Raw genomic sequence first — 25420 nt, 5'->3', positions numbered from 1 at the left:
CGGAAAATCGAAGGCCGGTGCCGGTCGGGAGAACCCCGTCCGGCACCGGCCTTTTTTCGCGCGCGGAGCCGCGCCTGCCGCAATCCTTACACGATCCTTGCGCGCGCATGACCTCCGCCTTGCCCGTCCTTTACCTTGCACGCATACGATAGGCGCGCAATCGACCGAAAGGACATCATGGAACCCCTTGAAACCGCGTACGACAAGGGAACGTTCGGCGTGACGCGCCGCACGTTCCTCAAACTGGCCGCCATGGCGGGCGTGAGCGTGGCGGGCGGCATGCTCGTGTTCCCCGACCAGGAAGCGAACGCCGCGTTCACGCAGCCCTCCGAGCCGCAATGGCCCGCGCTCTCCGGCAGCAAGGTGCGCTTCACGGTGCACAGCGACACGCACTACACCGGCTGCGACGTCGAGCAGAAGCTTCCCCACGCTTTCGACGCCATCTACCGGGCCGTGCCCGACTGCGCCGCCCACGTGTTCGACGGCGACTCGGTGAACACGGGCACCGCCAGCGAGTACGCCGCGCTGCTCGCCGGCGCGAACGCCAGCATCAAGAAGCCGGCGCTGTTCGTCATGGGCAACCACGAGTTCGGCGTGGGCGGCACGGCGCTCGGCGGCAACGCGGTGGCGAACTTCAGCTCCTTCCTATCGCAGCTGACCTGCGAGGGAGCCCTCCAGAAGCCGGGCGGGGTCGCCGAGGGCAGGCTCAACGTGCACACGACCGTCGGCGGCTACCACGTGATCGCCGCCAGCTGCGGGCACGGCTACTGGTACGGCGACGCCATGTACGATGACGATGGAACCACCCAGATATCGCGCCTCGACTGGATGAGGCGCGAGATAGCCGCCGCGGCGGCCGACGACCCCACGGGCACCAAGCCCATCTTCTTCATGACGCACCACCCCTTCCCCGACACCGTGTGGTATTCCCCCACCCCGTTCAGCGCCGGCTGGATAGGCGATTTCGGCCCCGACGGCGACCGCAACTCCAAGGCGTTCTACAACGAGCTCAAAGCCGCGTACCCGCAGCTCGTGCATTTCTCGGGGCACACGCACATTCCCGAGGAGGACCCCCGCTCCATCTTCCAAGACCTCGACGGGTTCACGCTCGTGCAGACCGCGACGTTCGGGAACAACTTCTGGATGCGCGGCGGCGCGAACGCCGACGGCTACGACGAGAACGGCTCAGCCGGCGGGCACCCGAACAGCGGCTACGACGCGAGCCAGTGCCTTCTCGTGGAGGTCGACCCGGCCAACGGGCACGAGGTCACCATCCGCCGCATGGACTTCCGGCGCGGAACCTACCTCGGCCGCCCTTGGACGTTCAAGGTGTCCGACAAGTCCACCTGGGTCTACACGCACGAGGCCATGGGAGCCGCCAGCAAGCCGCCCGTGCTGGAGCAAGGCGCCGCCGTGCGCATCGCGGCCGATTCCGTCACGCAGACCGGCGCGTCGTTCACCATCACCGCCGACAAGGTGAAGCCCGACGTCTCGGGCCTGGCCGACGACGTGGTGATGGCCTACCGCATCGTCGTGGTGGACGCGCAGGGCACCGAAGTGTACAACGCCTGCTATATGTCCGATTACTACAAGGCCCCCGTGAACCAGCCGGCCGAGTTCACCCGGCCCCTGTTCGGCGCGAAGCTCGCCCCCGAAAGCGCCTACAGCCTGAAGGCCTACGCCCGCAATCCTTGGGAGAAGGAGACGCTCGTGGGCGAGGTCGTCTTCACCACCGCGGGCCAGGAGGTCGTGCCGGCCACGCCGCTTCTGTCGGTCGACTTCTCGACGGGCTCGGCCGAGGACGCGTCCGACGCGCCCCACGCCGTCACCGCCTTCGGCAACCCCGGATTCGAGCTGGTGGAGGACTTCGGCAAGCAGGTCGCCGTGTTCGACGGATCCTCCGACGCGTTCGGGTACGACTTCGCGACCGAAGACTTCGCCAAGCTGGCCACCTCCACCACCGCCGAGATACTGCTGCAGTTCACCCGGAAACCCGGCTCGGGCTACACCGACGTCTTCTCGTGCGGGCAGGGCGGCGGCCAGTGGCTCGAATACTATCCCGACGGGCGCCTGCACTACTACTTCACCGACGGCTCGACCAACGTGTCGGCCCCGGTGGAGCCCGGCACGTGGACCCATATCACCGCCACGTACGACGGCGCCGCCATCAAGATGTACCAGAACGGCGCGCTGGTCGGCGAGACGGCGGCCTCGGGCCCCATCGCCCCGCCGAGCTCGTCGCCCTATCGCTGGTTCATCGGCGCCGACGTCGACGGCTCCGGCAAACCGCAGGCGTTCAGCGCCGCGAAGGTGGCCTTCGCCAAACTGACGCACGGCACCGTGGCGACCGCCGAAGACGTCGCGGCGAACTACTTGGCAAGCGCCCCCGCCGCCATCGAGCTTCCCGCCGTCGAGGAGTTCGGCTCGCCCACGGCGGGAACGGCGTGCGTCATCGCCCCCGCGACCGCCACGGCGTCGAACGGCGCGGCCCTCGAGGCCGTGCCGAGCGTCACGGACCCCGCCGGCAACCCCGTGGGCCTCTCCATCACCTCGGTGCCCGAGGGCGCCCAGGCGCTTGCCGCCGCAGCCGCCGCGGGAGCCTCCACGCTGTACTCCTTCGTTCCCGCCGACGAGGGCGATTACCTGGTAACCTACCACGCGGGCTATTCGCAGGCCTCCCTGGCCCTGCCGGTGGCAGCCGCCGTCGTCGACCCCGACCCGGACCCCGATCCCAGCCCCACGCCCGATCCGGATCCCGACCCCACGCCCGACCCCGATCCTGCGCCGACGCCCAATCCTGGCGGGCAGGGCGGCGGCACCGGCGGCACCGGCGGATCGGGCTCATCCGAGACCTTCCCCCTCTCGTCCGGCACTTCGAAGCTGGCGAAGACGGGAGACCCGCTCGACTTCGGCGGCGCGCTCGTGGGCATGGCCGCCGCAGCCGGCGCGGCCGTCTGCGTGGCGCGCGGCTTTCTCAACGGCGAGTTCCGCGACGAGGACTCGCGGTAGCCCCGCCATCCCCCCCCCGCTTGGTGCGCCCGCGTCGCGCGCCAAGCGGGCAACGGGGCCTTCTCGCGCGTTGGGCCCTCCAGCCGTGCGCCCGCCAGCCCGAAAGGGAATTGACGGAGGTGCTACTCCTCGACGTCGCTTTCGCGTTCCAGCAGATCGATCAGCTCTTGCTGGGAATGCACGTCGGTTTTCCGGTAGATGCTCTTGATGTGGCTTTTCACGGTCTCGTCGCCGATGACCAGCTCCTCGTGGATGTAGGCCCGGTTGCGTCCCTTCGCCAGCAGGAAGAACACCTCGATCTCGCGCGGCGAAAGATGGCAACGCCGCGCCAGGCGCGTGCCGGCCTTCTCGAAATCGGATGCGGCGTCGGCCTCCTCCATGGGCTTCACGAAGCCCCATCCCGTGCTGGCAGAGCCGCTTCCCATGGCGAACAGCGCGATGAGCAGGACCACGAACACGATGCCGGCCGATAGCATGGCCAGCCCCAAGTCGTCGTTGATGAACACGAGGGCGCTCGAAGCGGCGATCGAGCCGACGAACTGGCCCAGCTGGATGGACAGCATCCCCCACCCCACAACCCAGCCGGTGGGCACCCTCCCCCGCGCGGCCAGCACGGGCCACAGCGCCCACAGCACGATGTAGAAGTACTGGTATCCGAACTGATGCACGGCGGTGCCGATGACGTTCCACGGCTCGTGCAGCGGCAGGAACAAGAACCCCGCCGCCATGAGCGGCAACGCGATCTGGTACGTTAGGTGGTCGAAGTCCATTTTGTACACGCTCATGGTGACGAACGCGGTCAGCGCGCCGCCAGCGATGGCGATGATGTTCAGCTGGTCGCGCACGCCTATCCATTCGCTGTCCACCGGGGCGATGAGCCCTTTCATAGCGCCGAACGACACGCCGAAGAACACGGCTATCACCATCATGCGCACGGGCGGCTTCTCGCGCACGCGCACGTTGCGCATCGCCCGGGGCGGCCGCGGCACGCTGCGCTTGAAATGGACGAAGCACCCCATGCTGACGAGGGGCAGCAGGGCCACCGTCAGCTGGGCCGCGTCGATGGGCAGCAGGCTGATAACCAGGTACGCCACGGCGGCGAGCAGCAGCGAAACCACGCTGTAGTTCACCGTGCGCTGCGACCCCAAAGACGCCAGCAGCTCGGCCCACAGCACCACGACGATGCCGCTGCCCACGCCCGTGAGCAGCGAGCCGGCCAGGTAGACCGCCCAGGCGCCGCCTCCCGTCAAAGCGAGCGAGGGGTGGGAGATGGCCAGCGTGCCCAGCGCGGTGAACGCGGCGGCAAGGACGGGAAGGCACCTCACGTCGGACAGCGGGTTCCTTGCATAGGAGAGCAGCAGCAGAAACGCGATGGTCACCACGTTCGCCAGCAACGAGGTCACCCACAGAGGCTCCAGCGCGATGGCCGCGAAGCCCGTCGCGGCGCCGACCGGAGCCGACGAGCCGAGCAGCGTTCCTTCGGCATAGAACAGCGAGCTCCAAAACACGCACCAGATCCACGTCCAGTGCGCCGCGAAGCCGAGCACGTCGGGCGTGCGCCACAGCTCTTTCCGCAACGATGGTGTCATGCATCCCTCCCCTTGCGTGCGGCGGAAGCCCGCGCTGCGCCCTGCGGCGCGCGAGCGAATCCGGCAGCTATCCCCGCGCAAGATTATACGCGAAGGGCTTATATTTTTCGGAGGCGTCCGTGCAAATAGCCTCCCCCAGGTAGGGGGAAATCACGCCTGAAGCCAAAGTTCCCCCGTCCGACGGGATGATGGCGCGCAGGGCCAAGCGTATGGTCGGGGCAATGCGGCGGTAAGGGGCCGCGAGCTTTGGCAACAGAGGAGGGAATCACGTATGAAGGAAGAGAAGAAGCGGGATCTATCGCGTCGAGCGTTCTTGGGCTTGGGCGGCACCGCGCTTGCGGGCGCGGCGGTTGCCGGACTGGCGGGGTGCGCTCCGCAGAGCAGCAGCGACGCGGGCAAGTCGTCGGGGGCGAACGGATCCGGCGCCGCGGACGGTATCCCCGTGGCCAAAAGCGGCGCCTCGGCAGGTCCCGACGTGGCCGGCATGCACAGCTGGGAGATTGCGCCCGAGGCCATCGAAGGCGGCAAGATCGCCAAAACCGAAGACTGCGACGTGCTCGTCATCGGCGCGGGCCTGGGCGGCTGCTGCGCCACCATCGCCGCGCTCGAAGAGGGCGCGAAGAAGGTCATCACCATCGACAAGAACCCCGAAACGGTGGTCGCGCGCGGCGTGCACATCGCCGGCTTCCACACGAAGGTGCAGCAGGGCCTCGTGGACAAGGGGCTCGTCGAGGAACCGAACTACAACAACGTCGTGCGCCGCTGGATCAACTGGGCGCAGGGCCGCGTGAAGGAGCCGCTGCTGTGGGAGTTCGCGCACAAGAGCGGCGCGTGCTTCGACTGGCTGTACGACCTGGCCACCAAGAAGGGCCTCGAGGCGCTTCTGTGGGACGGCTACTACAAGGGCCCCGACTACACCGAGTACCCGGTCACGCACATCTTCTACAAGGCCGACAAGTACGAGGAGACCATCAACTTCACGTTCTACGAGGGCTCGGGCGTGGGCGACGTGTACGGCAACGCGGTGCTCGTGCCGGCGCTGTACGAGACCATCGCCGACAAGGGCGGCGAGATTCGCTGGGAAACGAAGAGCGAGCGCCTCGTCCGCGATGGCGACGGCCCGGTGACCGGTGCCATCGTGTCCACCGGCAAGGACGAGTACACGCAGATCAACGCGAAATCGGTCATCATCGCCTCGGGCGACTACGCGGCCGACAACGAGATGTTCCAGTACTACTCGCCCATGACCGCCTACGCCATGGACGGCCGCTTCTACAACCCGCCCGACTGCGACACCGGCGACATGCACAAGCAGGCCATCTGGGCCGGCGCGGCCATGCAGAAGTCCGAGCCGCACGCGGCCGTCATGCACCTCGACTTCGGCGCGGCCAGCTACGGCTTCCTGCACGTGAACTGGGACGGCAAGCGCTTCAAGAACGAGGACGTGAACACCCAGTCGAAGAGCGTCACGAAGGCGCTGCAGACGCAGAAGGACGCTTGGACCATCTACGACTCCCATGGCCTGGAGCAGGTGAAAGCGCAGATGGACGCCGGCCTCGGCGGCGGTTTGCAGTGGGGCCAGCTCACGCAGCCCGTGGGCGGCGAGTACAACCTGGAAGCCCAGAAGCTCGTGCTCGAGGGCGAGATCGAAAAGGGCCAGACGGTGAAGGCCGACTCTCTGGATGAGCTCGCCGAGAAGATGGGCGTGCCGGCCGCGAACCTCAAGGCCACGGTCGATCGCTACAACGAGCTGTGCGATTTGGGCAAGGACCTCGACTACGGCAAGCGCCCCGAAGTCATGGGCAAGGTGCAGGATCCGCCCTTCTACGCGGGCAAGCTGGTGGCCAGCCTGCTCACCATGTGCGGCGGCCTGCGCACGAACACCGATTGCCAGGTGCTCGACGCCGAGGACCAGCCGATCGAGGGCCTGTACGTGTGCGGCTCGGCCGCCGGCGAGTTCTTCGGCGCGGGCGACTATCCCACGTACGTGCCGGGCATCGGCCACGGCCGCTGCGTCACCTTCGGGCGCATCGCCGGCATCAACGCCGCCGGCGGCGACGCCGAGACGAAGATACCCAGCCTCGACATCTAAGCACACCCCTTGCGGGCGCCGCCTTCCAACGGGTGCCCGCACTCCTTCCCGAACCGCCGTCCAACCCCTCCCCGGACGGCGGTTCTCTTTTGCGCGGTCCGCTGTTAAACCAATATTGACACGGCCCCCTTTCCGGGACAGTCGAGAAGGGGGCCTTGGCCTGCGATGCGGCCGTCGGCGAAGCATCGAGGAGGAGGGCCTGCGGACCGGATCGTGGGCCGAATCAAGGGCATGGCCCTCGCGGAGAAGCGCGAGCCGGCCGGCGCGAGCGGTTCCGCAACGGGGCGCGGGACCGCAGGGAGCTCCCATTCGCCCACGAGGCTTCGGGGCGCCGCGTCTGCACGCGGGTCCCGACCCGCCTCGAAGCGCGCCCCCTTTTCAGCCGCGTCGGCAGGCGGACCGCCGGAGAAGGGCGCGGCTGCGCGTCGACGGCGGCTCAACGGCGGGAACCGGGTCTGCGGTGCGAAAATCACCGACGCCCCCGTTGCCTGAGCCCTCAGCGCGTCCGTCGCGCCCAAGCCGGATCCCGCGATCTGGGGAAACGCCGCGGTTGAGCGCAGGGCGCGCGGCCGAGGGGGCTTTTCGGGTTCGCGCCTAGGGGGCCGTCGGTGATTTTTGCGCGGAGGCGGCCTCGAATGCGGCCACGCTCCTGTGCGCCGACGGGCGGGCGGATCGTCCGAGCCGGAAAGCCCCAGGGCGACGCGGCTGCGAGGCTCCGGCGAGTCGGGAAGCGGAAGGACCCTAGCGCTCCCAGAGGCCCGTCTTGCCGCCGTCCTTCTTCAGCAGGCGCACGTCCATGATCTCCATGCCGCGGTCGACGGCCTTGCACATGTCGTACACGGTGAGGCACGCCACGCTAGCGGCGGTGAGTGCTTCCATCTCGATGCCGGTCTTGCCGGTGACTCCGCAGGTGGTGGTCACGTGGATGCCCACGAGGCCGTCCTCGCGTTCACCGGCCTCCACCGGAGCGCACTCCACCTTGGCCTTCGTGATGTTCAGCGGGTGGCACATGGGAATGAGGTCGCTCGTGCGCTTCGACGCCATGACGCCCGCCACGCGCGCGCAGGCCAGCACGTCGCCCTTGGCGGCCTTGCCCTCCACGATGAGCGCGAGCGTTTCCGGCTTCATGCTGATGAAGCCCTCGGCCACCGCCACACGCTCGGTGTCGGCCTTCTGCGACACGTCCACCATGCGCACGTCGCCGTGCTCGTCGATATGGGTGAGTTGCTGTTCGGTCATGGGTTCTCCTTAGCTCTAACGGCTGCTCGCCGCATTCTTCTTGCTGTTGCGCTCGCTCGCGCCGGGCGATCTGGAGATCGCCCCTACGGGGATTTCGCCGCTCGCGACGCGCGTCCGGACAACGTAAGCCTCCGTCGGGGCGGCCTGCTGGCCGCCCGGCGCGGACTCCCACCGCCCGCATGCACGTCGCGGCGAGCAGCGGAAACTGCTCCCTACCCGCCTATTTGGCTCATCCCGCGCTCGGTTCCCACCTTGTCGTGATGCTCGTCGGGCTTGGCGCCCAGGGCCTCGGCGAACACGGCGCGGGCCGCTTGCGCGTCGCCGGCGCGCAGCGCGCCTCGCAGGTCGTACTCGTCGTCCGAGAACAGGCACGGGCGCAGCTTGCCGTCGGCCGTGAGGCGCAGGCGGTTGCACTCGCTGCAGAAGTGGCGCGACAGCGGCGAGATGAAGCCCACCGTGCCCTGCGCGTTCGGGAACTCGAAGTAGCGCGCCGGACCCCAGCCGAGCGGCTTGTCGTCGCCGGCGGGCACCAGCTCGTCCATGCCGGCAGCGCGGGCGCGTTCGTTGATGATGTCGTGCAGCTCCTCGCTGGGCACGACGTCCTCCTTGCCCCAGCCGCAGCCGTGGCTGCCGGAGCTCTCGCCCACGGGCATGTACTCGATGAAGCGCACGTGCAGCGGTCGGTCGATGGACAGCTTCGCGAACGCCAGGTAGTCCTGGTTCAGGCTGCGCACGGCCACGGCGTTGATCTTGACGGGGTTGAAGCCCGCCTCGAGCGCGGCGTCGATGCCGTCGAGCGTCTGCTGCAGCTCGCCTCGGCGGGTGATGTACTTGAACTGCTCGGGGTCGAGCGTGTCGAGCGAGATGTTCACGCGCGACAGGCCGGCCTGCTTAAGGTCGTTCGCCATCTTCGGCAGCAGCACGCCGTTCGTGGTCATGGACACGTTCTCGATGCCGGGCGTGTGCGCGATGGCGCGCACCAAGTCAACCACGCCCAAGCGCACGAGCGGCTCGCCGCCCGTCAGGCGGATGCTGCGGATGCCCATGCCGGCGGCGACGCGCACCGCCTCCTCCATCTCCTCGAGGCTCAGGATGTCCTCGTGGGCAAGCGACTCCACGCCTTCTTCCGGCATGCAGTAGATGCACCGGAAGTTGCAGCGGTCGGTAAGCGATATCCTTAAATAGTCGATGGTACGACCATGGCTGTCTTTCATAGGGCCCCTTCCCTTCTCATGGGAGAATATTATAGGACATGATCCTATGCTCGCGAGGCGCAATCTGGCCGAACAGGCAAAAGGCCCGCCATTCGCGCAGCCGGACTATCGCGACACCAGGTACACCTTGTCGGGCGGGATGCGGATCCACAGCTCTTCGCCTTCGTAGGGCAGCCGGTCCGCAGGCGTCGAGAGTTTGTCGATGCGCCAGAACAGGTGCTGGTGCAGGTACTTCATCTCATCTTCCGTGCGCTCGACCGTGGGCACCTCCGTCTCGTCGCGATCGAGGAAGCCCAAGAGCACCGTGCGCTCGAAGCGCGAATCGCTCACGCGGTCCACGCGCACGCGGTAGACGTTTTCGCCGGGCCCGTCGGCACGCTCGAGGAAGAAGGCGCGCACGCCCAGGTGCTTGACGTCCTCGGCCACGAACGCCTCCGTGGCCACCTCCACGCCCCACTTGGGCAGGCGCACCAGATGATCGCCGCGGCGCTCGGCCGGCGTGGCGTTCTTGCAACCCGACAGCTTGATGCCCGCGAGCGACTGGGGGCTGTTCACCAGATCGTCGCCCGTGCCCGTCTCCATGATGCGCCCGGCTTCCACCACGGCGATGCGGTCGCAGAAGCGCAGCGCCTCGTCGATGTCGTGGCTCACGTACAGCACCGTGCCGTGGAACGCGTCGAACAGGCTCACCAGGTTCTGCTCGAGCACGCTCTTCAAGTGCGAGTCGAGCGCCGAGAACGGCTCGTCAAGCATGAGGATGCCGGGGTGGGCCGCCAGCATGCGGGCGAGCGCCACGCGCTGCTGCTGGCCACCCGAAAGCTGCGCCGGGTAGCGCTTGTCGAAGCCTTCCAGGCCGAACCGCTTGAGCTCGGCCGCCACGATGGCGGCTCGCTTGGCTTTCGGCACGTCGCGCCCGATGCCCGCGCCCACGTTCTCGGCCACGGTCAGGTTCGGGAACAGCATGTAGCTTTGGAACAGCAGCGCCGTCTTGCGCTGCTGCGGTTTCAGGTTGACCTTCCGCGCGGAGTCGAAGAACACCTGCCCGTTCACCACGATGCGCCCTTCGTCGGGCGTCTCGATACCGGCGATGCAACGCATGGTGAGGCTCTTGCCGCACCCCGACGCGCCGAGGAACCCCAGCGTCTCGTCCCCCGCCTCGAACGCCACGTCCAGCGTGAACGACGAGAACCGCTTCTTGATGTTGACTTCAAGGCTCATGCCGGCATCGGCTCCTTCCCAAAGGTTTTCGGCTGACGCCACACGGGATCCTTCGACTTCGCGCTACGCGCTCCGCTCAGGATGACAGAGGGCGGTACGCAATACGTCATCGCTTCGCGACGTCTTCCTGCGCTCGCTTCGCATGTTCGGGAGCGCGACGGTCCTCCGAACTGTCGCATGCCCAAGATGACAACCCACGGCAAACCTCGCAGGCCGAACCCCTCACCCAGCCGACGATTCCGCAGGTCTTCAGCAAAGGAAGCCTCGCGAAGCGGGCGGGCGGCGATGCCCGCCTGACGAGTTCCGCAACGTTCGGGCAGCAGGCGGAGGCGCGGCCGTCCACCAAGCGAGTTCCGCAGCGCAGCGAGGACTGTCCGAGCGACTGGACGGCCGCGCCTCCGCCTGCGGGCAGGTTCGCAAAAAGCCGCCCCTACAAGCAACGGGGCATCGCCGCCCGACCGCGCCACAAAGGTCCCCATCATGCTTCGGCCTTTCTGCGGTACTTCGTCGTGCGCCTGCTCCACAGGTTGATGAACAGGATGACGATGAAGCTGAATATCATGATGACGATGGTCCAGAAGATGGCCACGTCGGTGTTGCCGTTCATCCACTCGAAGTAGATGGCGATGGGGATGGTGCGCGTGATGCCCAGGTAGTTGCCGGCCAAAAACAGCGTGGCGCCGAACTCGCCCAAGGCGCGCGCGAACGACAGCACGGTGCCGGCCGCGATGGACGACCACGACAGCGGCAGCATGAGCTTGAAGAATATCTTCGCGTTGCTCCAGCCCAGCGTGCGGGCCGCGTCGAGCATGTTCGGATCGAGGTTCTCGAACGCGCCGCGCGCGTTGCGGTACATGAGGGGGAACGCCACCACCACGGCGGCGATGACGGTTGCCTGCCAGCTGAAGATGAGAGGGAAGCCGATGTCGATGAACCACTGCCCCACCGCCGTGTTCTTGCCGAACGCCAGCAGCAGCAGAAAGCCGCACACCGTGGGCGGCAGCACCATGGGAATGGTGAAGATGGAGTCGGCGATGTCCTGCGCCCGGGCGGGGATGCGCAGGCTGAAGTACGCGGCCGCCAGGCCCAGCACGAAGATGAACACGATGGCCGTGAGCGTGGTCTTGAGCGTCACCCACAGGGGGCTCAAATCGATGCCGCCCAGGAACTCCGCAAGCGCGGCCAGGCCGGTGGCGGCGCCCACCACTTCGACGTCGCCCGCCGGGGCGAGCGTCGCGAAGTCGGCGTGCGTGAGTCGCACATGGGCGGGATTCGATGCCTCGGTGACGTCCGAGCCGTCCGCTCCGACGACGCAGGCGTAGTACTCTCCCGGCTTGAGCTCCTGGTCGAACTTGTACGCCACACCGTCCTGCTCAAGCTCGGTCGCGCCCGTGAACAGCCATTCCCCCTCCACGGACAGCGTGGCGCCGCCCTTCGAGTTCTGGGCGTCCAAAGCGACCAGCAAGCGCTTGAGGTACGAGCGGCTTTCGGACGAGCCGGCGTCGAAGCCCACCCGCTGCGCCGTGTCGGCGGGCACGTACACCACGGTGAGGCCCTCGACGGCGATGACCACCAGGCTGCCGGGCTCGTCCGACACGAAGTAGCGGTAGCCCGCGTACGCGCCGCCGATGTCGCTGTTGCTGCCCACCTGGGAGCGCGAGAAGTCCTTGAGCGCGAAGGGGCTTCCGTCGAGGGAGGCGGACGCGCCGTCGGCGGAAAGGCTCACGGCATCGTCGGCCGCCGTGGCGCTCTGCGCGGCGTCGGCGTTCGTCCCCGCAGCCGGGTTCGGCGCGTCCAAGTCGCCCAAGTCATCGGCGCCCGCGAAGGCGAGGCCGGGAACAAGGGCGAGCATGCATGCGAGGGCGAACGCAAGGAGGAGGGCCGCAGCCCGCTTCGTCTTATCCTGCGCGGCCGTTGACGCGGCCGCACCCGAGCGCGCGGCGTCCCTCGCTTCGCGAGCCAGCCTGTCCCGTCCGCCCGCAGGAGCGTCTGTCTGGAAGATTCTCATGGCTTTCCTTATCGCACGGAGAGGATGGGCGCTTCGCCCATCCTCTCCTGGTCATGATACCGTATGTGCGGGAATCGTTACTCGGTAACGAGCTCGAAGCCCCACTCCTGCCACAGCTTCTTGGCATCGGCGTTGGTGGTGGCCCAGTCGAGGAACTCCTGGGCGGCCTCGGCCTGCTTGGAATCCTTGCAGATAGCGGCCGGGTAGATGATCTTCTTGTGCGTGTCGCTCGGCACGACGCCGATAACCTTCACGCCAGTAAAACGAGCGACATCGGAACTGTATACGAATGCAACATCCACGGCGCCGGATTCGGCCTGCTTGCACACGTTGCCTACGGAGGCCTGCAGGTTCACCTTACCAGCAAGCGGAGTACCTTCAAACGTACCTCCCTTACCGGTGATGTCAGCACCGGTTTTCCCGGACGGGTCAACATAGCAGCCAACAGTTGACAACGCTTGATCGGCATAATTGCCAGCCGGCACAGACTCATCGCCCACGGCTACGGCGTAATTGCCCGTTGCCACGTCATCGAGCGTAAAATTCTGTTCGGTACCGTACTTGGTGGCCAACTCGGAGCTCTCACCCGTGACCATGACCAGATCGTTCTTGAACATGTCGAAACGCGTTGCCTCGTCAACGTAGCCGCCCTCAACAGCCTCGTCCATCTTGGCTTTAGAAGCAGAGATCAGTATGTCGGCATATGCGCCGCCGGCCAGCTGCTCGTTCAACTCGCCCGAGGACAGGTACTGGGTGTCCTTGAACGTGACCCAGTCGTGATCTTGCGCATAAAGCTGCTGCACGGCATCCATAGCCTTCTGCAGCGAGTTGGCCGCGAACAGCTGCAGCTCCACGGCCTCGTGCTGCTCGGCCTTGGGCTCGTCGGCCTTGGGTTCGTCGGCCTTCTGCTCGTTGGATGAGCAGCCGAACAGCGCGAACGCGCCCACCATGGCGAACGCGCAAGCTGCCGCCACCGCAATGCGAATGTGCTTCTTCATAGGTTCCCTTCCCTGGTTCTTTTCCTGACATCGTCCCAACGGCACCGATCGACCAGCCCCCTGAACTCGATCGATCCATGCTCGGATATACCTATACTATTCATTTTTTAGTATATAGTCAAACACAAATATCGTCATGAGAGCAGAAAGGGCGCAAAAGAATCGGTGCCGGAACGGGGAATTCGACAGCGTACGCCGTTCGCCGAGAAGGCGAAACCTTCGAAAGAAGAACCCGGCCTACGAAAGGGACGACGGAAACGCAGCTTCCTCCGCGTCGAGCCTTACCACGCGGGTTGCCACGCGCTCGGCGAGCGCCGGGGAGTGGGACACGAGCACCAACCCGATACCCTGCCGCTCGGTTTCCGCCACTAGGAAGCGCCATATCTGAGCCTGGGTGACGGCGTCGAGCATGGTCGATATCTCATCGGCCACGAGGTAGCGCGGGCGCACGGCCAGCGCGCGGGCAATGCAGAAGCGCTGCAGTTCGCCGCCGGAAAGCTCGTGCGGGTAGCGGAAGAGCCACGTGCGCCGAATGCCCAGGTCGTCGAGCAGCCGGTCGGGCACCTCCCCCGCCTCGGCCAGCGTGTTCGCCATGCGCATGCGCGGGTCGACGGCCGTCTCGGGATGCTGCCATATCATCTGCACCGGGCACACACCGCGCTTCGGCAGAGGCTCCCCGTCCACGAGCACCTCGCCCTTCTGCGGCCGCTCGTATCCGGCCAGCAACCGGCACAGCGTCGTCTTCCCGAACCCCGAGGGCGCGCTGATAGCCACCCGCTCGTCAGACGCCACCGACAGGCTAAACCCCCGATACAACGGCGCAGCCCCCGGATGGGCATAGGTTATGCCACAAGCCTCAAGCACGACTTCCCCCTTGGCCGACGCGTTTCTCTCCTCCAGCCTCGACGCGAGCTTCGCCCCCGGCCCCCGCAGGTTCAAGGGCTTCGCCAAGGCGACCATCGCGCTCGGAAGACTTCGACTCCCCTTGGAGCTCGCCGGGGGCGGGGTCGCCCACCAAGCGAGTTCCGCAGCGAAGCGAGGACTGTTCGAGCGACTGGGCGACCTCGCTCCCGGCGAGCGGACTCGCAGGTGGAACGGCGAAGTCGTGCTCCGGCAACGCATGCCACAGCTCGCGCGAGAACGGATGCTCCAGCGTGTCCGGCGACGCGAAGTTCGCCACGGCGGTCTCCTCCACCACGGTGCCGTCCTTGAACACCGCCACGCGATCGGCCACGCGCAAGGCCAGCTCGATGTCGTGCGTGATGAGCAGCACGCCGCCGCCCGCGTCCGCGAAGTCGCGGAAATCGCCGAGCGCGCGCACGGCCAGATCGAGGTCGAGGCCCGGCGTGGGCTCGTCGGCGATGACGAGCCGCGGGTCGTCCATGAGCGCGCAGCACAGCAGCACGCGACGGGCCATGCCTCCCGACAGTTGATGGGGATAGAGGTCCGCCGCCTCCTCCGAAAGCCCGTAGCGCGCGAACAGCCTCTCGCGATGCCGTGCGCGCTCGGCGTGCGGGACGTCCGTGCGCGCGAAGCCCTCCACCTGCCGGCCCACCTTCATGAGCGGATCCAGATGGTTCACGCTCTGGGGCACGAGCGAGATGCCGTTGCCGCGGCGCTCCGCGAGCGACGCGGCGTCTTGGAGCTCTCCGTCGTACCAGATGCGGCCGGTCACGGTAGCGTTCGGCTCGAACAAGCCCAGAATGGCGTCGGCCAGAAGCGTCTTGCCCGAGCCCGACGCTCCCACCACGGCCACGATCTCGCCCACGTGCACCGAGATGCTCAGACGGTGGATGACCTCCACCACGCGCTGCCGCGCACGGAAAAACGACGCGTCCTCTTCGTACATGCGGAAACCCACGCTCAAATCCTCCACCTGCAGCAAATGATGCCCGTGCTCGTGGTGCGACACCGGAGCGTGCGTGTGGTGGTGGTGCTTCTGGGCGTCGGCGTGGCTCGTGCGCTCGTGGTCGTGCGCGGCGAGCAGCGCCTCCGACACCGCATCGAGCTCGGCTGCGCGAAGCGCCTGCGATTCGTCTTGCATCCTGGTGCGATCCTCCATGAGCGCCCCTACTCCTGCGAGCTGTGGGGGTCGATGAGCTTGCGCAGGTTCGAACCCGCCGCGTCGAACAGCAGCACCGTGGCGATGAGCGCCAAGCCGGGAAACACGGCGAGCCACCACATGCCGGCCGACAGGTAGCCCATCGACTCGCTCAGGATGACGCCGATCGCCGGCTGCTCGGGCGGCAGGCCGAATCCCAAAAACGTGACGGCGGCCTCGTGCAGGATGGCGTGCGGGAACAGCAGGATGAGGCCCACGAGGAACTGCGGCAGCACGTAGGGCATCATGTGCTTCGCGGCGATGCTCGCGGGCCCCTGGCCCAGCTTGCGCGCGGCCGCCACGAACGCGGACTGCTTGCACTGCAGGATCTCGGCGCGCACGACGCGGGCGAGGCTCGGCCAGTGCGTCACCGCCACGCCGATGGTCACGCCCCAGAAGCCCTTCCCCAAAGCGAACGAGATGAGGATGAGCAGCACGATGTGCGGCACGCCCATCATGAGGTCGATGAGCCACGTGACCACCGCGTCGGCCTTTTTGCCGCCGAGCGCGGCCACCGCGCCCATGATAAGGGCGATGACCGACGACACGCCGGCGGCCAGCAGCCCCACGAGCACGCTGGTGGACAAGCCCGCCAACGTGCGCAGCAGCATGTCGCGGCCCATCCAGTCGGTGCCGAACGGGTGCTGCAAGCTGGGAGCGAGGTTCTTGATGGAGAAGTCGGTGGCCGTGGCGGCGTCGGTCACGGCAACGCCGGCCACCACCACGGCCGCCAGCGCGGCCACGGCCACGACGAACGCCGCGAGCGTCAGCTTGCGGTTCGCCACGCGCGCCTTGCGCGGGCGGTACAGCACGGGAGCGAGATCGCCCGCAAAATGCCCTAAAAGGGAGCTGCCCCCCCTTAGGGCATTCGCGCTCTTCGCGTCCTCAGGCATGGGCCTCCCCCTTCCGAATGCGCGGGTCCACGACGCCGTACAGCACGTTGGCCACCAGGTTGCCGCCGAACACGAACGCCGCCGAGAACAGGGCGATGCCGGCCAGAAGGGCCACGTCGCCGCCCAGGCCGGCCGTAACGGCCGCCTGTCCGAGGCCGGGATACGAGAACACCTGCTCTACCAGCACCGATCCGCCGAATATCTCCGAAATGGACGCGAACTGCAGCGTGAGCGCCGGCAGCGCCAGGTTCCGCAGCCCGTGATGGCGCAGCGCGCCCCAGGTGGAGAGCCCGCGCGCGCGGGCGAACCGCACGTAGTCGCTCTCCAGCACGTCGATGGTCTTCTCACGCGTGTGCAGCGCGATGTTGGCAACGCCCACCACCGACAACGTGAGCGCCGGCAGCGCCAAATGGTGCAGCGCGTCGGCCAGCGTCACGTCGGCCGCCGACACCCCGATGGGCACCGAGAAGCCGAAGGGGAACCACCCCAGCCAAACCGAGAACACGATAAGGAACACGAGCCCCAACCAGAACGTGGGAACGGAAGCCAGAAGGAAGCAGTACCCCTTCACCACGCGGTCGACGATCCTGCCCCGGTTCGCCCCCGCCAGAACGCCCAGCGCGAAGCCCAGAACGCCGCTCACCACCCAAGCCGTGGCCATGAGCGCGAGCGAGTTCACCGCCCGCGTGGCGATGACGTCGGCCACCGGCGCGTTGAACCGCAGCGACGTGCCCAAGTCCCCGTGCAGCAGGTCGCCGAACCAGTTGGCGTAGCGTTCCCACAAAGGAGTGTTCACGCCCCAGTACTCAGCCAGCTGCGCGCGCTTCGCCTCGCTCATGTTGATATAGGCCGTCTGCCCCACGTTGACCTGCACCGGGTCGACCGGCGAGATGCTCACCAGCACGAACGTCACCATGCTCACGGCGATCATGAGCAGCACGAACTTCGCTATGTTCCGAAGGATGAAGTTTCCCACCCTGTTTCCTCGACCGCCGTCCCGTCCATCGCCCAATCCGGCGAAGCCGGATAACTCTACCAGAATTCAAGTTTTCGCGCTCCGCGCGAACGGGCGATCAGGAGATCGCCCCTACAAAACACAACCCACCAGCGCCCCGCTCTTTCCCCCAACGAGGGAAAACGTCGACCAGCCCCGCCGCAGGTTCGCACCGGTCAGCGGGTGGGGCCGGACAGCATCCACAAAGCGAGTTCCGCACGAGCCGAAACGCCCAGTGGGCGTTTCGTGCGAGCAGGACTGCCGAGCGACTGGATGCTGCCCGGCCCCATCCGCGTCGGCAACGGAAAATCCTAAGCCCAGCTCCACTGGTCGACGTTGTTCACGAGCGACCAGCCGTGCCCGTGCGGATGCGGCTTCTGCTCCGCGACCTTCAGGTTCTCCTTCGCGAAGTACAGGTGGTCGATGTTCGCGAACCACACCCACGGCGCCGCGCCCTGCGGGGCGATGCCGGTCTGGCCGTCCCACTGGGCCTTCTGCCACAGCTCGAAGGAGTCTTCCACCTTGGGCTGGGCCAGCGCCTCGTCCAGGTACGCGTCGGTCGTCGCGTTCTCGTAGCAAGCGTAGTTGCCCGTGCCCTTGGAGTAGAACAGGTTGTACGTCTCGGTGGGCGCGTTCGTGCCCCAGCCCCACACCACCGGGTCGGTGAACTGGTGCGGGTACAGGTCGTCCCAGCTGGCGCCCTTGATGGACACGTCGATGCCGAGCTCCTTCATCTGGTTGGCGAATTCGGATGCGATGGCCTGGCGCACCGTGTCGCTGGCCGAGTAGTACAGGTTGAACGCGGCGCGCGTGCCGTCCTTTTCGCGGATGCCGTCGGAACCGACCGCCCAGCCGCCGTCGTCCAGCAGCTTCTTCGCCTTCTCGACGTCGGTCGAGCACTTCATGTCGGGCGAGGACCACGGCATGCCGTCGCCCACGCTGTAGGCCACGGTGCCGTAGCCGTTCAGCACGTTGTCGATCATCTTGTCGCGGTCGACGCCGTAGTTGATGGCCTGGCGCACGGCCAAGTCGCAGGTGACGTCGTTGCCGGCGGCCGCCTCGCCCTTCTCGTCGGTCTTCGTGGCACCCGACGGGATGACCGGCAGCGAGATGCCGCGCGAGTCGACGGAAGCGCAGTTCAGCAGGTCGTAGCCGCCCGGAAGCTTGTCGGCGAACGTCGCGGAGGTGTAGGCGACGTCCACCTGGCCGGATTGCGCCGCCGCGAGGGACGCGTCCTCCTCCATGAACACCACCACCACGCGCTCGATCTTCGGGGCGGAGCCGTAGTAGTCGGGGTTGGCCTTGAGGATGACCTGCTGCCCCTTGTCCCACTGCTCCAGCATATAGCGCCCCGAGCCGATGGGGTTGTCGCCGTACGCGTCGCCGTAGGCGTGCTCGGGCACGATGCCCACCACGGCCAACGTGTACAGCAGCGCGTTGAACGGCTTCTCCATGTGCACGACCACCGTGGTATCGTCGGTGGCCACGGCCTCCTTCACCATGGACATGTCGCACTCGGACGCCTCGGAGTTCAAGATGCCGTTGATGGTGAACGCCACGTCGCGCGCCGTGAGGGGCTCGCCGTCGGTGAACTTGACGTCGTCGCGAACGGTGAACGTCCACGTCATGCCGTCGTCGGAGCATTCGTACGACGTGGCCAGGTCGTTCGCGAACTCGAGCTCGGTCGTGGTCGTGATGAGCGTGGATTGGATGAGCGGCTCGTGCACGTGCTCGCCGCAGCCCCACGACACCATCGGGTCGAAGCCGGCCGCCGGCTCGGAGCCCGTCGTCATGGACACGACGACCTGCGCGGGAGCCTCTTCGCCCCCCTTCGCCGCGTCTTCGGCGGGCTTGCTCGCCTCGCCGCTCGCACAGCCCGCCAGCAGGCCGCCCAGCGACAGCGTGGCGGCCGTCGCTCCCGTCAGTTTCGCGAAATCGCGACGCGTCAATACCGTCATACCGTTGATCCCTTCCCTCGCACCCGGCATCGTTGCCGCCGTTGGTGTTACGTACGTAAATTACGTAACACACTATAGCAGAGGGAAGGCGCAAAGGATGTTACGATGATATTTTTCGTAACTCCATCGGCGAACGGCACCGGCGAGAGGGCGAAGGAGACGTTCGACATCTAAACGAGAAATGTCCTAAAAGGTGCCTGACCCCAATTAGGACGTCTCCGGCGCCTCGCCGGTTTCCAATATGCGCATGAGGGCGGCCTCGTCCAGCACGGGCACGCCCAGGGCCACGGCCTTGTCGTACTTGGAGCCGGCGGCCTCGCCGGCCACCACGAAGCTCGTCTTCTTCGACACGCTGCCGGACACCTTCGCGCCGCGCGCCTTGAGCGCGGCCCCGGCCTCGTCGCGCGTCATGCCGCTTTCCACCAGGCTTCCCGTGAGCACGAACGTGAGGCCCTCGAGCGTCTGGGGCAGCTGCTCGCCCGCGTCGGTCGCCTCGTCGGCCAGCGTCACGCCGCGCTTCTGCAGCCGCTCGATGACGGCCACGTTGTCGGGCGTGCGCAGGAACAGGAACACGCTGTGCGCGATCTTCGGACCCACGCCATCAACGGCGGCCAGGGCCTCTTCGTCGGCCGCGCGCAGCTCGTCGATGCTCGGATACGCCGCCGCCAAAAGCTCGGCGATGGTCTTGCCCACATGGCGAATGCCCAGCCCGAACAACGCGCGCGCGAACGGGCGGCCGCGGCTCGCGTCGATGGCGGCCACGAGCTTCTTCGCCATCGTCTGGCCCAGCCGAATGGGCTCGCCCTCCTTGTTCACGCGGCCCATGTCCAACAGCGACAGCTCCACCTCGTCGAGCGTGTAGTAGTCGGCCACGTCGGCGAGGCGCCCGCTTTCCACCAGGCGCGACACGATCTCCTCGCCCATGCCGTCGATGTCCATGGCACCGCGGCTGGCCCAGTGCAGCAAGCGCTCCAGCGCCTGTGCCGGGCAGTCGATGGAGATGCAGCGGAAGTCCACCTCGCCCTCCTCGCGGATGACGGGGCTGCCGCAGCTCGGGCACTCCTTCGGCATGTGCCACGCCTGCGCGTCGGCGGGACGCAGCGCCAGCACCGGCCCCAGCACCTCGGGGATCACGTCGCCGGCCTTGCGCACGATGACGGTGTCGCCCACGCGCACGTCCTTGCGCTGCACCTCGTCCTCGTTGTGCAGCGTCGCGCGCGCCACGGTGGAGCCGGCCACCACCACGGGATCCATCTCGGCCACGGGCGTGAGCTTGCCGGTGCGCCCCACCTGCACGGTGATGTCGCGCAGGAGCGTGGTCTTCTCCTCGGGCGGGAACTTGAACGCGATGGCCCAGCGCGGCGCGCGGGCCGTGTAGCCCATCGACTCCTGCTGCGAGAACGAGTTCACCTTCACCACCACGCCGTCTATCTCGTAGGGCAGGCTGTCGCGTCGCTCGATGGCGCGCTCGCAGAACGCGTGGACCGCCTCGCGCGTCTCGCACAGCTCCACGTCGGGATTCACGTGGAAGCCTGCCTCGCGCAGCCACTGCAAAAGCTCCCACTGCCCGTCGGCGGCGAGGGCGCGCTCGTCGGCCACGGCGTACAGGAACGTGGACAGGTCGCGCATCGCCGTGATGGACGGGTCTTTCTGCCGCAGGCTGCCGGCGGCGGCGTTGCGCGGGTTCGCGAACGCGGCCTTCCCGTTGGCCTCGGCGGAGGCGTTGAGCGCGTCGAAGCTCGCCTTCGGCATGTACACCTCGCCGCGCAGCTCGACCGGCGCCTCCGCGTCCCGCAGTCCCGCCAGGGCCTCCGCGCGTAGGCGCAGCGGCACGTCCTTCACCGTGCGCATGTTCGCCGTCACGTCCTCGCCCGTCGTGCCGTCGCCGCGCGTGGCGGCCCGAACCAGGCGGCCGTTCTCGTACGTGAGCGCGATGGACGAGCCGTCGATCTTCAGCTCGCACACCACGGGCACCATGCGCCCGAACGCCTCCGTCACGCGATCGATCCACGCGTCCAGCTCGCCCAGGTCCATAGCGTTGTCCAGCGAGTACATGCGCCGGGCGTGCCGCACGGCCGAGAACTGCTCGCCCACGTAGCCGCCCACGCGCTGCGTGGGGCTGGCCGGATCGATGAGCTCGGGGTGGGCCGCCTCCAGCTCGCGCAGCTCGCGCATGAGGGAATCGAACGCGCCGTCGGATATCTCGGGCGCGTCCTGGGCGTAGTAGAGGTAGGTGTGGTGCTCGATCTCGCGCCGGAGCGCCTCGATGCGCGCCGCCGGATCGCTCGTCGCCTCGGCCAGCGCGCGTTCGTCGAGCAAGGTTCGCTGTTCGTCTGCCATAAAAATCCGCCGTCCTCTGAAACGTGGCGCCCATCGCGGAGTGCCTATCGGGAAGAAGGCCCCGCTATCGGGGCCTTCTCGTGGGTTCGAACCGATTTTATCACGTCGCGGCCGCGCCGCGCCGAATGCCCAAGGTTTGCGCACGGAAGCGGTTGAAGCTCCGCATACCGGGCCGGGCGTCGCGCTAGATCATCGCCTTGCTGGTGTTCCATCCGTAGAACACGAGCGAGACGCCGCGCATGAGGATGAACACGGACAGGAAGATGCTGAACGACGCCGGCGACACGAAGAACGTCACGCCGCACAGCGCTCCCACGATGCCCGAGAACAGCATCCAGCCCCACATGGGGATGCCCGTCTTGCGCACGCGAAACGCGCCGACGATCTCGAACACGCCGAACACGAGGAAGAACGCGCCGATGACCCAGGGGATGACGGCGGCGAACGCCAGCGGATGCACCAGGAACATGAGGCCGATGATGATGTCGAGCACCGCATAGGCGATGGCCCAGCCCGACAGGTTCATGACTTTGTGGAACCGCGCGTAATTGATGATGTCGAACACGCCGGACACGAGGAAGGCCGCGCCCGCGATGGCCGTGATGGTGACGAGCGTGAGGCCCGGGGCCACCAAGAAGAAAAATGCGCACAGAACGAGCAGGACGCCCGCAACGATCAATCCCCAGTCATGCTTTTTCGCCGTATTCACGCTTCACGCTCCTCGATCGGTTGGACAGCCCCGCCGCATCCTCGAACAAGAAGGGGTGCGCGACGCCGTCATGGTTACCTGATATTCTAGCGCACCGAGCGCCCGCGTCGAGCCGTTCCCTGATCCGTTTACGCTTGGTTACGGGCCTTTCGTGCCAGAAGGCTTGCGGCCGGCACGGCCTCGGCAGACGAGCAGGTCCCGCGTTCGCGATCGGCGGAAGCGGGGCACCGGCCGTGGGACCGGCACCGAGCTGGGCGAAGCGACGATCCCGGCGAGTCGACGCCGGCCCCTGCGAAGCCGCGGCTCTTCGCCACTCGGTTCCACCGCACTCGCGGCCGGCTTCGAAGCGGGCGCCGCGCGCGACGGCACCAGCCCTCGCGGCGCGCAACCTCCTTCCGTTTCAGCCCCGCCGCGCTAGGCTTCCGCCGCCAGCGACGCGATGGCAAGGGGAATGGCGTCGACCACGTCCTCGGCCGCCACGGAGATGGACGTGAGGCGTTCCGCCGCGGCCGCGCCGGCACGCGCGTGCAAGGTCGCGCCGAGCACGGCGGCGTCCACCGGCTCCATGCCCTGGGCCAGCAGCGCGCCCACCATACCAGCGAGCACGTCGCCCGTGCCGGCCTTGGCGAGCGCCGCCGTGCCTTCGGCCATGCGCACGACCCCGTCGCCGTCGGACACGAACGTATCGGGGCCCTTGAGCACCACCGTCACGCCGTACGCCTGCGCCAGCAGCTGCGACAAACGCGCCGGATCCTCTTCTTCGAGCTCGAAAGCACGCGCGAGGCGCGCCGCTTCGCCGCCGTGCGGCGTGACGACCGTGGGCCATCCATGGATGAAGCGGCGCTTGAGCAGGCGCTGCCCCTTCTTCGAAGCGAGCGCCGCCAGGCCGCCGCCGTCCACGAGCACGGGAACCTGCGCGTGCTTCAGCACCAGATGGACGAGACGCGCCGACGCGGCGTCGTCGGCATCGAAGCCCGAGCCCACCGCGTATGCGACCGGCTTGCCTGGACGCGCGGGCGCGATATCGGAGCTTTGGAACCCCTCCCATGCCCGCACGACGAGCGAGGGGCGGAAGCCGCGTACGAGCGGCACGGCGTCGGGCGCGCAGACGACCTCGGTGTACCCCGCACCCATGCGCTGGCTCGCAGCCGCCGCCAAGCACGCGGCGCCGGGATAGCGGGCGCTGCCCGCCACCAGCACGAACGTGCCGCGCGTGTACTTGTTCGCATCATCGTCGGGAAGCGGCAGCAAAGCCACCAGCTCGTCGGCCGTGTATTCGCGAACATTCATACCGCACCTTCTTCCCGTCGATGCCGAAACGCGCCCGCTCGACCGGCTGCGCGGCGAGCCGCTTCGCCACACCGAAGCGCATCGCCCAAGCCGGAGTCGCGGACAGGTAGTTTCCGCATCCATTATAGCGTCGTCCGCACCGTACGTGTCGCAGCCGCCGTGTTAAACGCAACGCGTCGCGAAAGCGGTCACGCCACGAAACGGTTCCGGCACGAGCCGAATAGGAGCCGGGAAGGAATGTCGGCAGACACGTGGAAGCACCGCGAAGAACCTGCACAATCGCCGCAAGAACCTTGCGGGAGCGCCGTGCGAACCTTGCACGAACGCGGCGCGGATCTTGCAGGAACGTCGTGTGAACCTTGCGGGAGCGCCGTCGCAAAACCGTGCGGAAACCGCCTGGAACTTGCACGGATCCAACGCCGAAAAATTCTGCGTTTAACCTGTTCAAATGCATGGTAAACTCCCCGCATGAAACTCGTTCTCAGCCATAGGAGCGCCTTGGAATATTGGCGGTCGGTCGGCACGCTTCGCCTACCCCGCCCCAAGCCCACGCGCGCCCGCACGCCGGGCGACCGCATCGCCGACACCGAGGTTCTCGCGCTGTGCCGAGCGCACGCCCTAAGCCGCCCCCTCCACCTGCTGGTTCCGAAAAGCGAACGGAGATTCCGCACCCGCGACGTCGTCTACCACGCGCGCGACGAGCTTCTGCCGCAGGGTTCGCTCGCCGTCATCGATGACGGACTCTTCGTTGTTTCGCCCGAGCTGGCCTTCGTTCAAAGATCCGCCGAAGTGAATTTCGCGAAACTCGTGAATACGGGGTACGAGCTATGCGGAACGTACACGCCCTCGGATTCGCCCACGGATAGGGATTTCGGTCAACTCCCTCAAACAAACCCGGTGAAACTGAGTTCCTACCTCGAAAAAGCCGGCGCCATGCACGGCATCGCCCAAGCGAGAAGAGCGCTTCGTCACGTATTGCCCAATTCGGCCTCGCCTGCGGAGACGGCCCTTTCGATGCTGCTCACCTTGCCGTACCAGCAAGGAGGATGCTCGCTGCCCCATCCGCAGCTCAACTATCGTATCGATCCCGGAAAGCACGCCCGAAAGAACGTGAGCCAAAACTATTACCGATGCGACCTTTTCTGGGATAAGACCAACCTCGCCGTCGAGTACGACAGCAACCTCTACCACACGGGCGCCGAAAGGATCGCACGCGACTCGAAGCGCCGTGACGAGCTTTTAGGGTTGGGCGTGACCGTGGTCACCGTCACGGCAGGCCAGCTGTTCAACTTCCAAGAGTTCAACAAAGTGGCGCGAACGGTGGCAAAGCGTCTTGGCGAGCGCATTCGGCCGCGCAACGAGGACTTCGCGACACAGCAGCTCGCGCTGCGCTCTATCTTGCTGACAAAGCTCGAACGACCCCTACGCGTACCCTCCACTCGATCCGTGGGATCGGCCCAACCTATAACCGATGTAAACGGCGCAGTGCAAATCGATCCATGATTTCTGGACGAAAATGAGGGTAGGGCACCGCCAAGGCTTCGATGCCCGAGCTACTGGAAGATGTTTTCCCTGTACGCGCTTTTTCGCGATAAGAGTCGTGGGGGACGAAGGGGTCTTGAAGGCGCTCACAAACCCGAAAAGCGGTGCCCTACCCTCATTTTTGTCCAGAGAACGACCTTTCCGCTGTTAAACCACCATTGACATATACCCGTACCTTTCGCCGATTGTCCACCTATTGATGCAGCTCATAAACGGATGAGGCTCC

General features: G+C 66.8%; 17 protein-coding genes. 3 read left to right on the top strand and 14 right to left on the bottom strand.

Going from position 1 to position 25420, the window contains the following annotated elements:
• Positions 1-177 precede the first annotated feature (177 nt).
• Positions 178-3009 carry a LamG-like jellyroll fold domain-containing protein gene (locus HCH03_RS14525; protein WP_221690072.1) on the top strand — a complete coding sequence of 944 codons (2832 nt, stop codon included), beginning with the start codon at positions 178-180 and terminating at the stop codon, positions 3007-3009.
• A 122-nt stretch (positions 3010-3131) separates the two neighbouring features.
• Here HCH03_RS14525 and HCH03_RS14520 read toward each other — a convergent pair whose 3' ends face one another.
• On the bottom strand, positions 3132-4598 hold the full coding sequence (locus HCH03_RS14520) for a LuxR family transcriptional regulator (RefSeq protein ID WP_185904944.1): 1467 nt from the start codon (positions 4596-4598) through the stop codon (positions 3132-3134).
• Between the two features lie 271 nt (positions 4599-4869).
• Between HCH03_RS14520 and HCH03_RS14515 the strand changes: the two genes are divergently transcribed.
• Positions 4870-6690, top strand: coding sequence for an FAD-dependent oxidoreductase (locus HCH03_RS14515; protein WP_221690071.1), 1821 nt, complete (start codon positions 4870-4872; stop codon positions 6688-6690).
• A 741-nt stretch (positions 6691-7431) separates the two neighbouring features.
• On the opposite strand, the gene moaC is transcribed toward HCH03_RS14515, so the two are convergent.
• The 13 genes from moaC to HCH03_RS14450 form a co-directional block, all read right to left on the bottom strand.
• Positions 7432-7929 (bottom strand): cyclic pyranopterin monophosphate synthase MoaC, encoded by a 498-nt coding sequence (gene moaC, locus HCH03_RS14510; protein WP_080144795.1) that lies wholly within the window; start codon positions 7927-7929, stop codon positions 7432-7434.
• Between the two features lie 212 nt (positions 7930-8141).
• Complete coding sequence (gene moaA, locus HCH03_RS14505) at positions 8142-9143, bottom strand: GTP 3',8-cyclase MoaA (protein WP_221690070.1); 1002 nt, start codon at positions 9141-9143, stop codon at positions 8142-8144.
• Positions 9144-9248: 105 nt separating this feature from the next.
• Positions 9249-10361: a sulfate/molybdate ABC transporter ATP-binding protein gene (locus tag HCH03_RS14500; protein WP_221690069.1), complete on the bottom strand. Its 1113-nt coding sequence runs from the start codon at positions 10359-10361 to the stop codon at positions 9249-9251.
• A 478-nt stretch (positions 10362-10839) separates the two neighbouring features.
• On the bottom strand, positions 10840-12369 hold the full coding sequence (modB, locus tag HCH03_RS14495) for a molybdate ABC transporter permease subunit (RefSeq protein WP_246600061.1): 1530 nt from the start codon (positions 12367-12369) through the stop codon (positions 10840-10842).
• A 77-nt stretch (positions 12370-12446) separates the two neighbouring features.
• Positions 12447-13367, bottom strand: coding sequence for a molybdate ABC transporter substrate-binding protein (gene modA / locus HCH03_RS14490; protein ID WP_221690068.1), 921 nt, complete (start codon positions 13365-13367; stop codon positions 12447-12449).
• 237 nt (positions 13368-13604) lie between these two features.
• Positions 13605-14231, bottom strand: a complete 627-nt coding sequence (locus HCH03_RS14485; protein ID WP_221690067.1) for an ABC transporter ATP-binding protein — start codon at positions 14229-14231, stop codon at positions 13605-13607.
• Positions 14224-15429: an ATP-binding cassette domain-containing protein gene (locus tag HCH03_RS14480; RefSeq protein WP_246600060.1), complete on the bottom strand. Its 1206-nt coding sequence runs from the start codon at positions 15427-15429 to the stop codon at positions 14224-14226. The genes HCH03_RS14485 and HCH03_RS14480 overlap by 8 nt, the downstream gene beginning before the upstream one ends.
• A gap of 8 nt (positions 15430-15437) precedes the next feature.
• Positions 15438-16361 (bottom strand): ABC transporter permease, encoded by a 924-nt coding sequence (locus HCH03_RS14475; RefSeq protein WP_221690066.1) that lies wholly within the window; start codon positions 16359-16361, stop codon positions 15438-15440.
• On the bottom strand, positions 16354-17337 hold the full coding sequence (locus HCH03_RS14470; protein WP_221690065.1) for an ABC transporter permease: 984 nt from the start codon (positions 17335-17337) through the stop codon (positions 16354-16356). Before HCH03_RS14470 ends, HCH03_RS14475 begins: the two co-directional genes overlap by 8 nt.
• A gap of 329 nt (positions 17338-17666) precedes the next feature.
• The gene (locus HCH03_RS14465; RefSeq protein ID WP_221690064.1) at positions 17667-19313 is read right to left on the bottom strand and encodes an ABC transporter substrate-binding protein; all 1647 of its coding nucleotides are present in this window, start codon (positions 19311-19313) and stop codon (positions 17667-17669) included.
• A gap of 207 nt (positions 19314-19520) precedes the next feature.
• Entirely contained in the window at positions 19521-21653 is a 2133-nt protein-coding gene (gene ligA, locus HCH03_RS14460; RefSeq protein WP_221690063.1) for an NAD-dependent DNA ligase LigA, read from the bottom strand.
• Between the two features lie 184 nt (positions 21654-21837).
• A complete protein-coding gene (locus HCH03_RS14455; protein WP_185904956.1) occupies positions 21838-22362 on the bottom strand; it encodes an HdeD family acid-resistance protein in 525 nt (174 codons plus the stop codon).
• 414 nt (positions 22363-22776) lie between these two features.
• Positions 22777-23652: an NAD(P)H-hydrate dehydratase gene (locus HCH03_RS14450; protein ID WP_221690062.1), complete on the bottom strand. Its 876-nt coding sequence runs from the start codon at positions 23650-23652 to the stop codon at positions 22777-22779.
• Positions 23653-24120: 468 nt separating this feature from the next.
• Here HCH03_RS14450 and HCH03_RS14445 point away from each other — a divergent pair, with 468 nt between their 5' ends.
• Positions 24121-25155, top strand: coding sequence for a hypothetical protein (locus HCH03_RS14445; RefSeq protein WP_221690061.1), 1035 nt, complete (start codon positions 24121-24123; stop codon positions 25153-25155).
• The last annotated feature ends 265 nt before the right edge of the window (positions 25156-25420 follow it).

It is taken from the genome of Gordonibacter massiliensis (ex Traore et al. 2017) (genome assembly GCF_019731765.1).
Classification (GTDB): domain Bacteria; phylum Actinomycetota; class Coriobacteriia; order Coriobacteriales; family Eggerthellaceae; genus Gordonibacter; species Gordonibacter massiliensis.
This window is presented reverse-complemented; position numbering and strand designations above follow the sequence as displayed.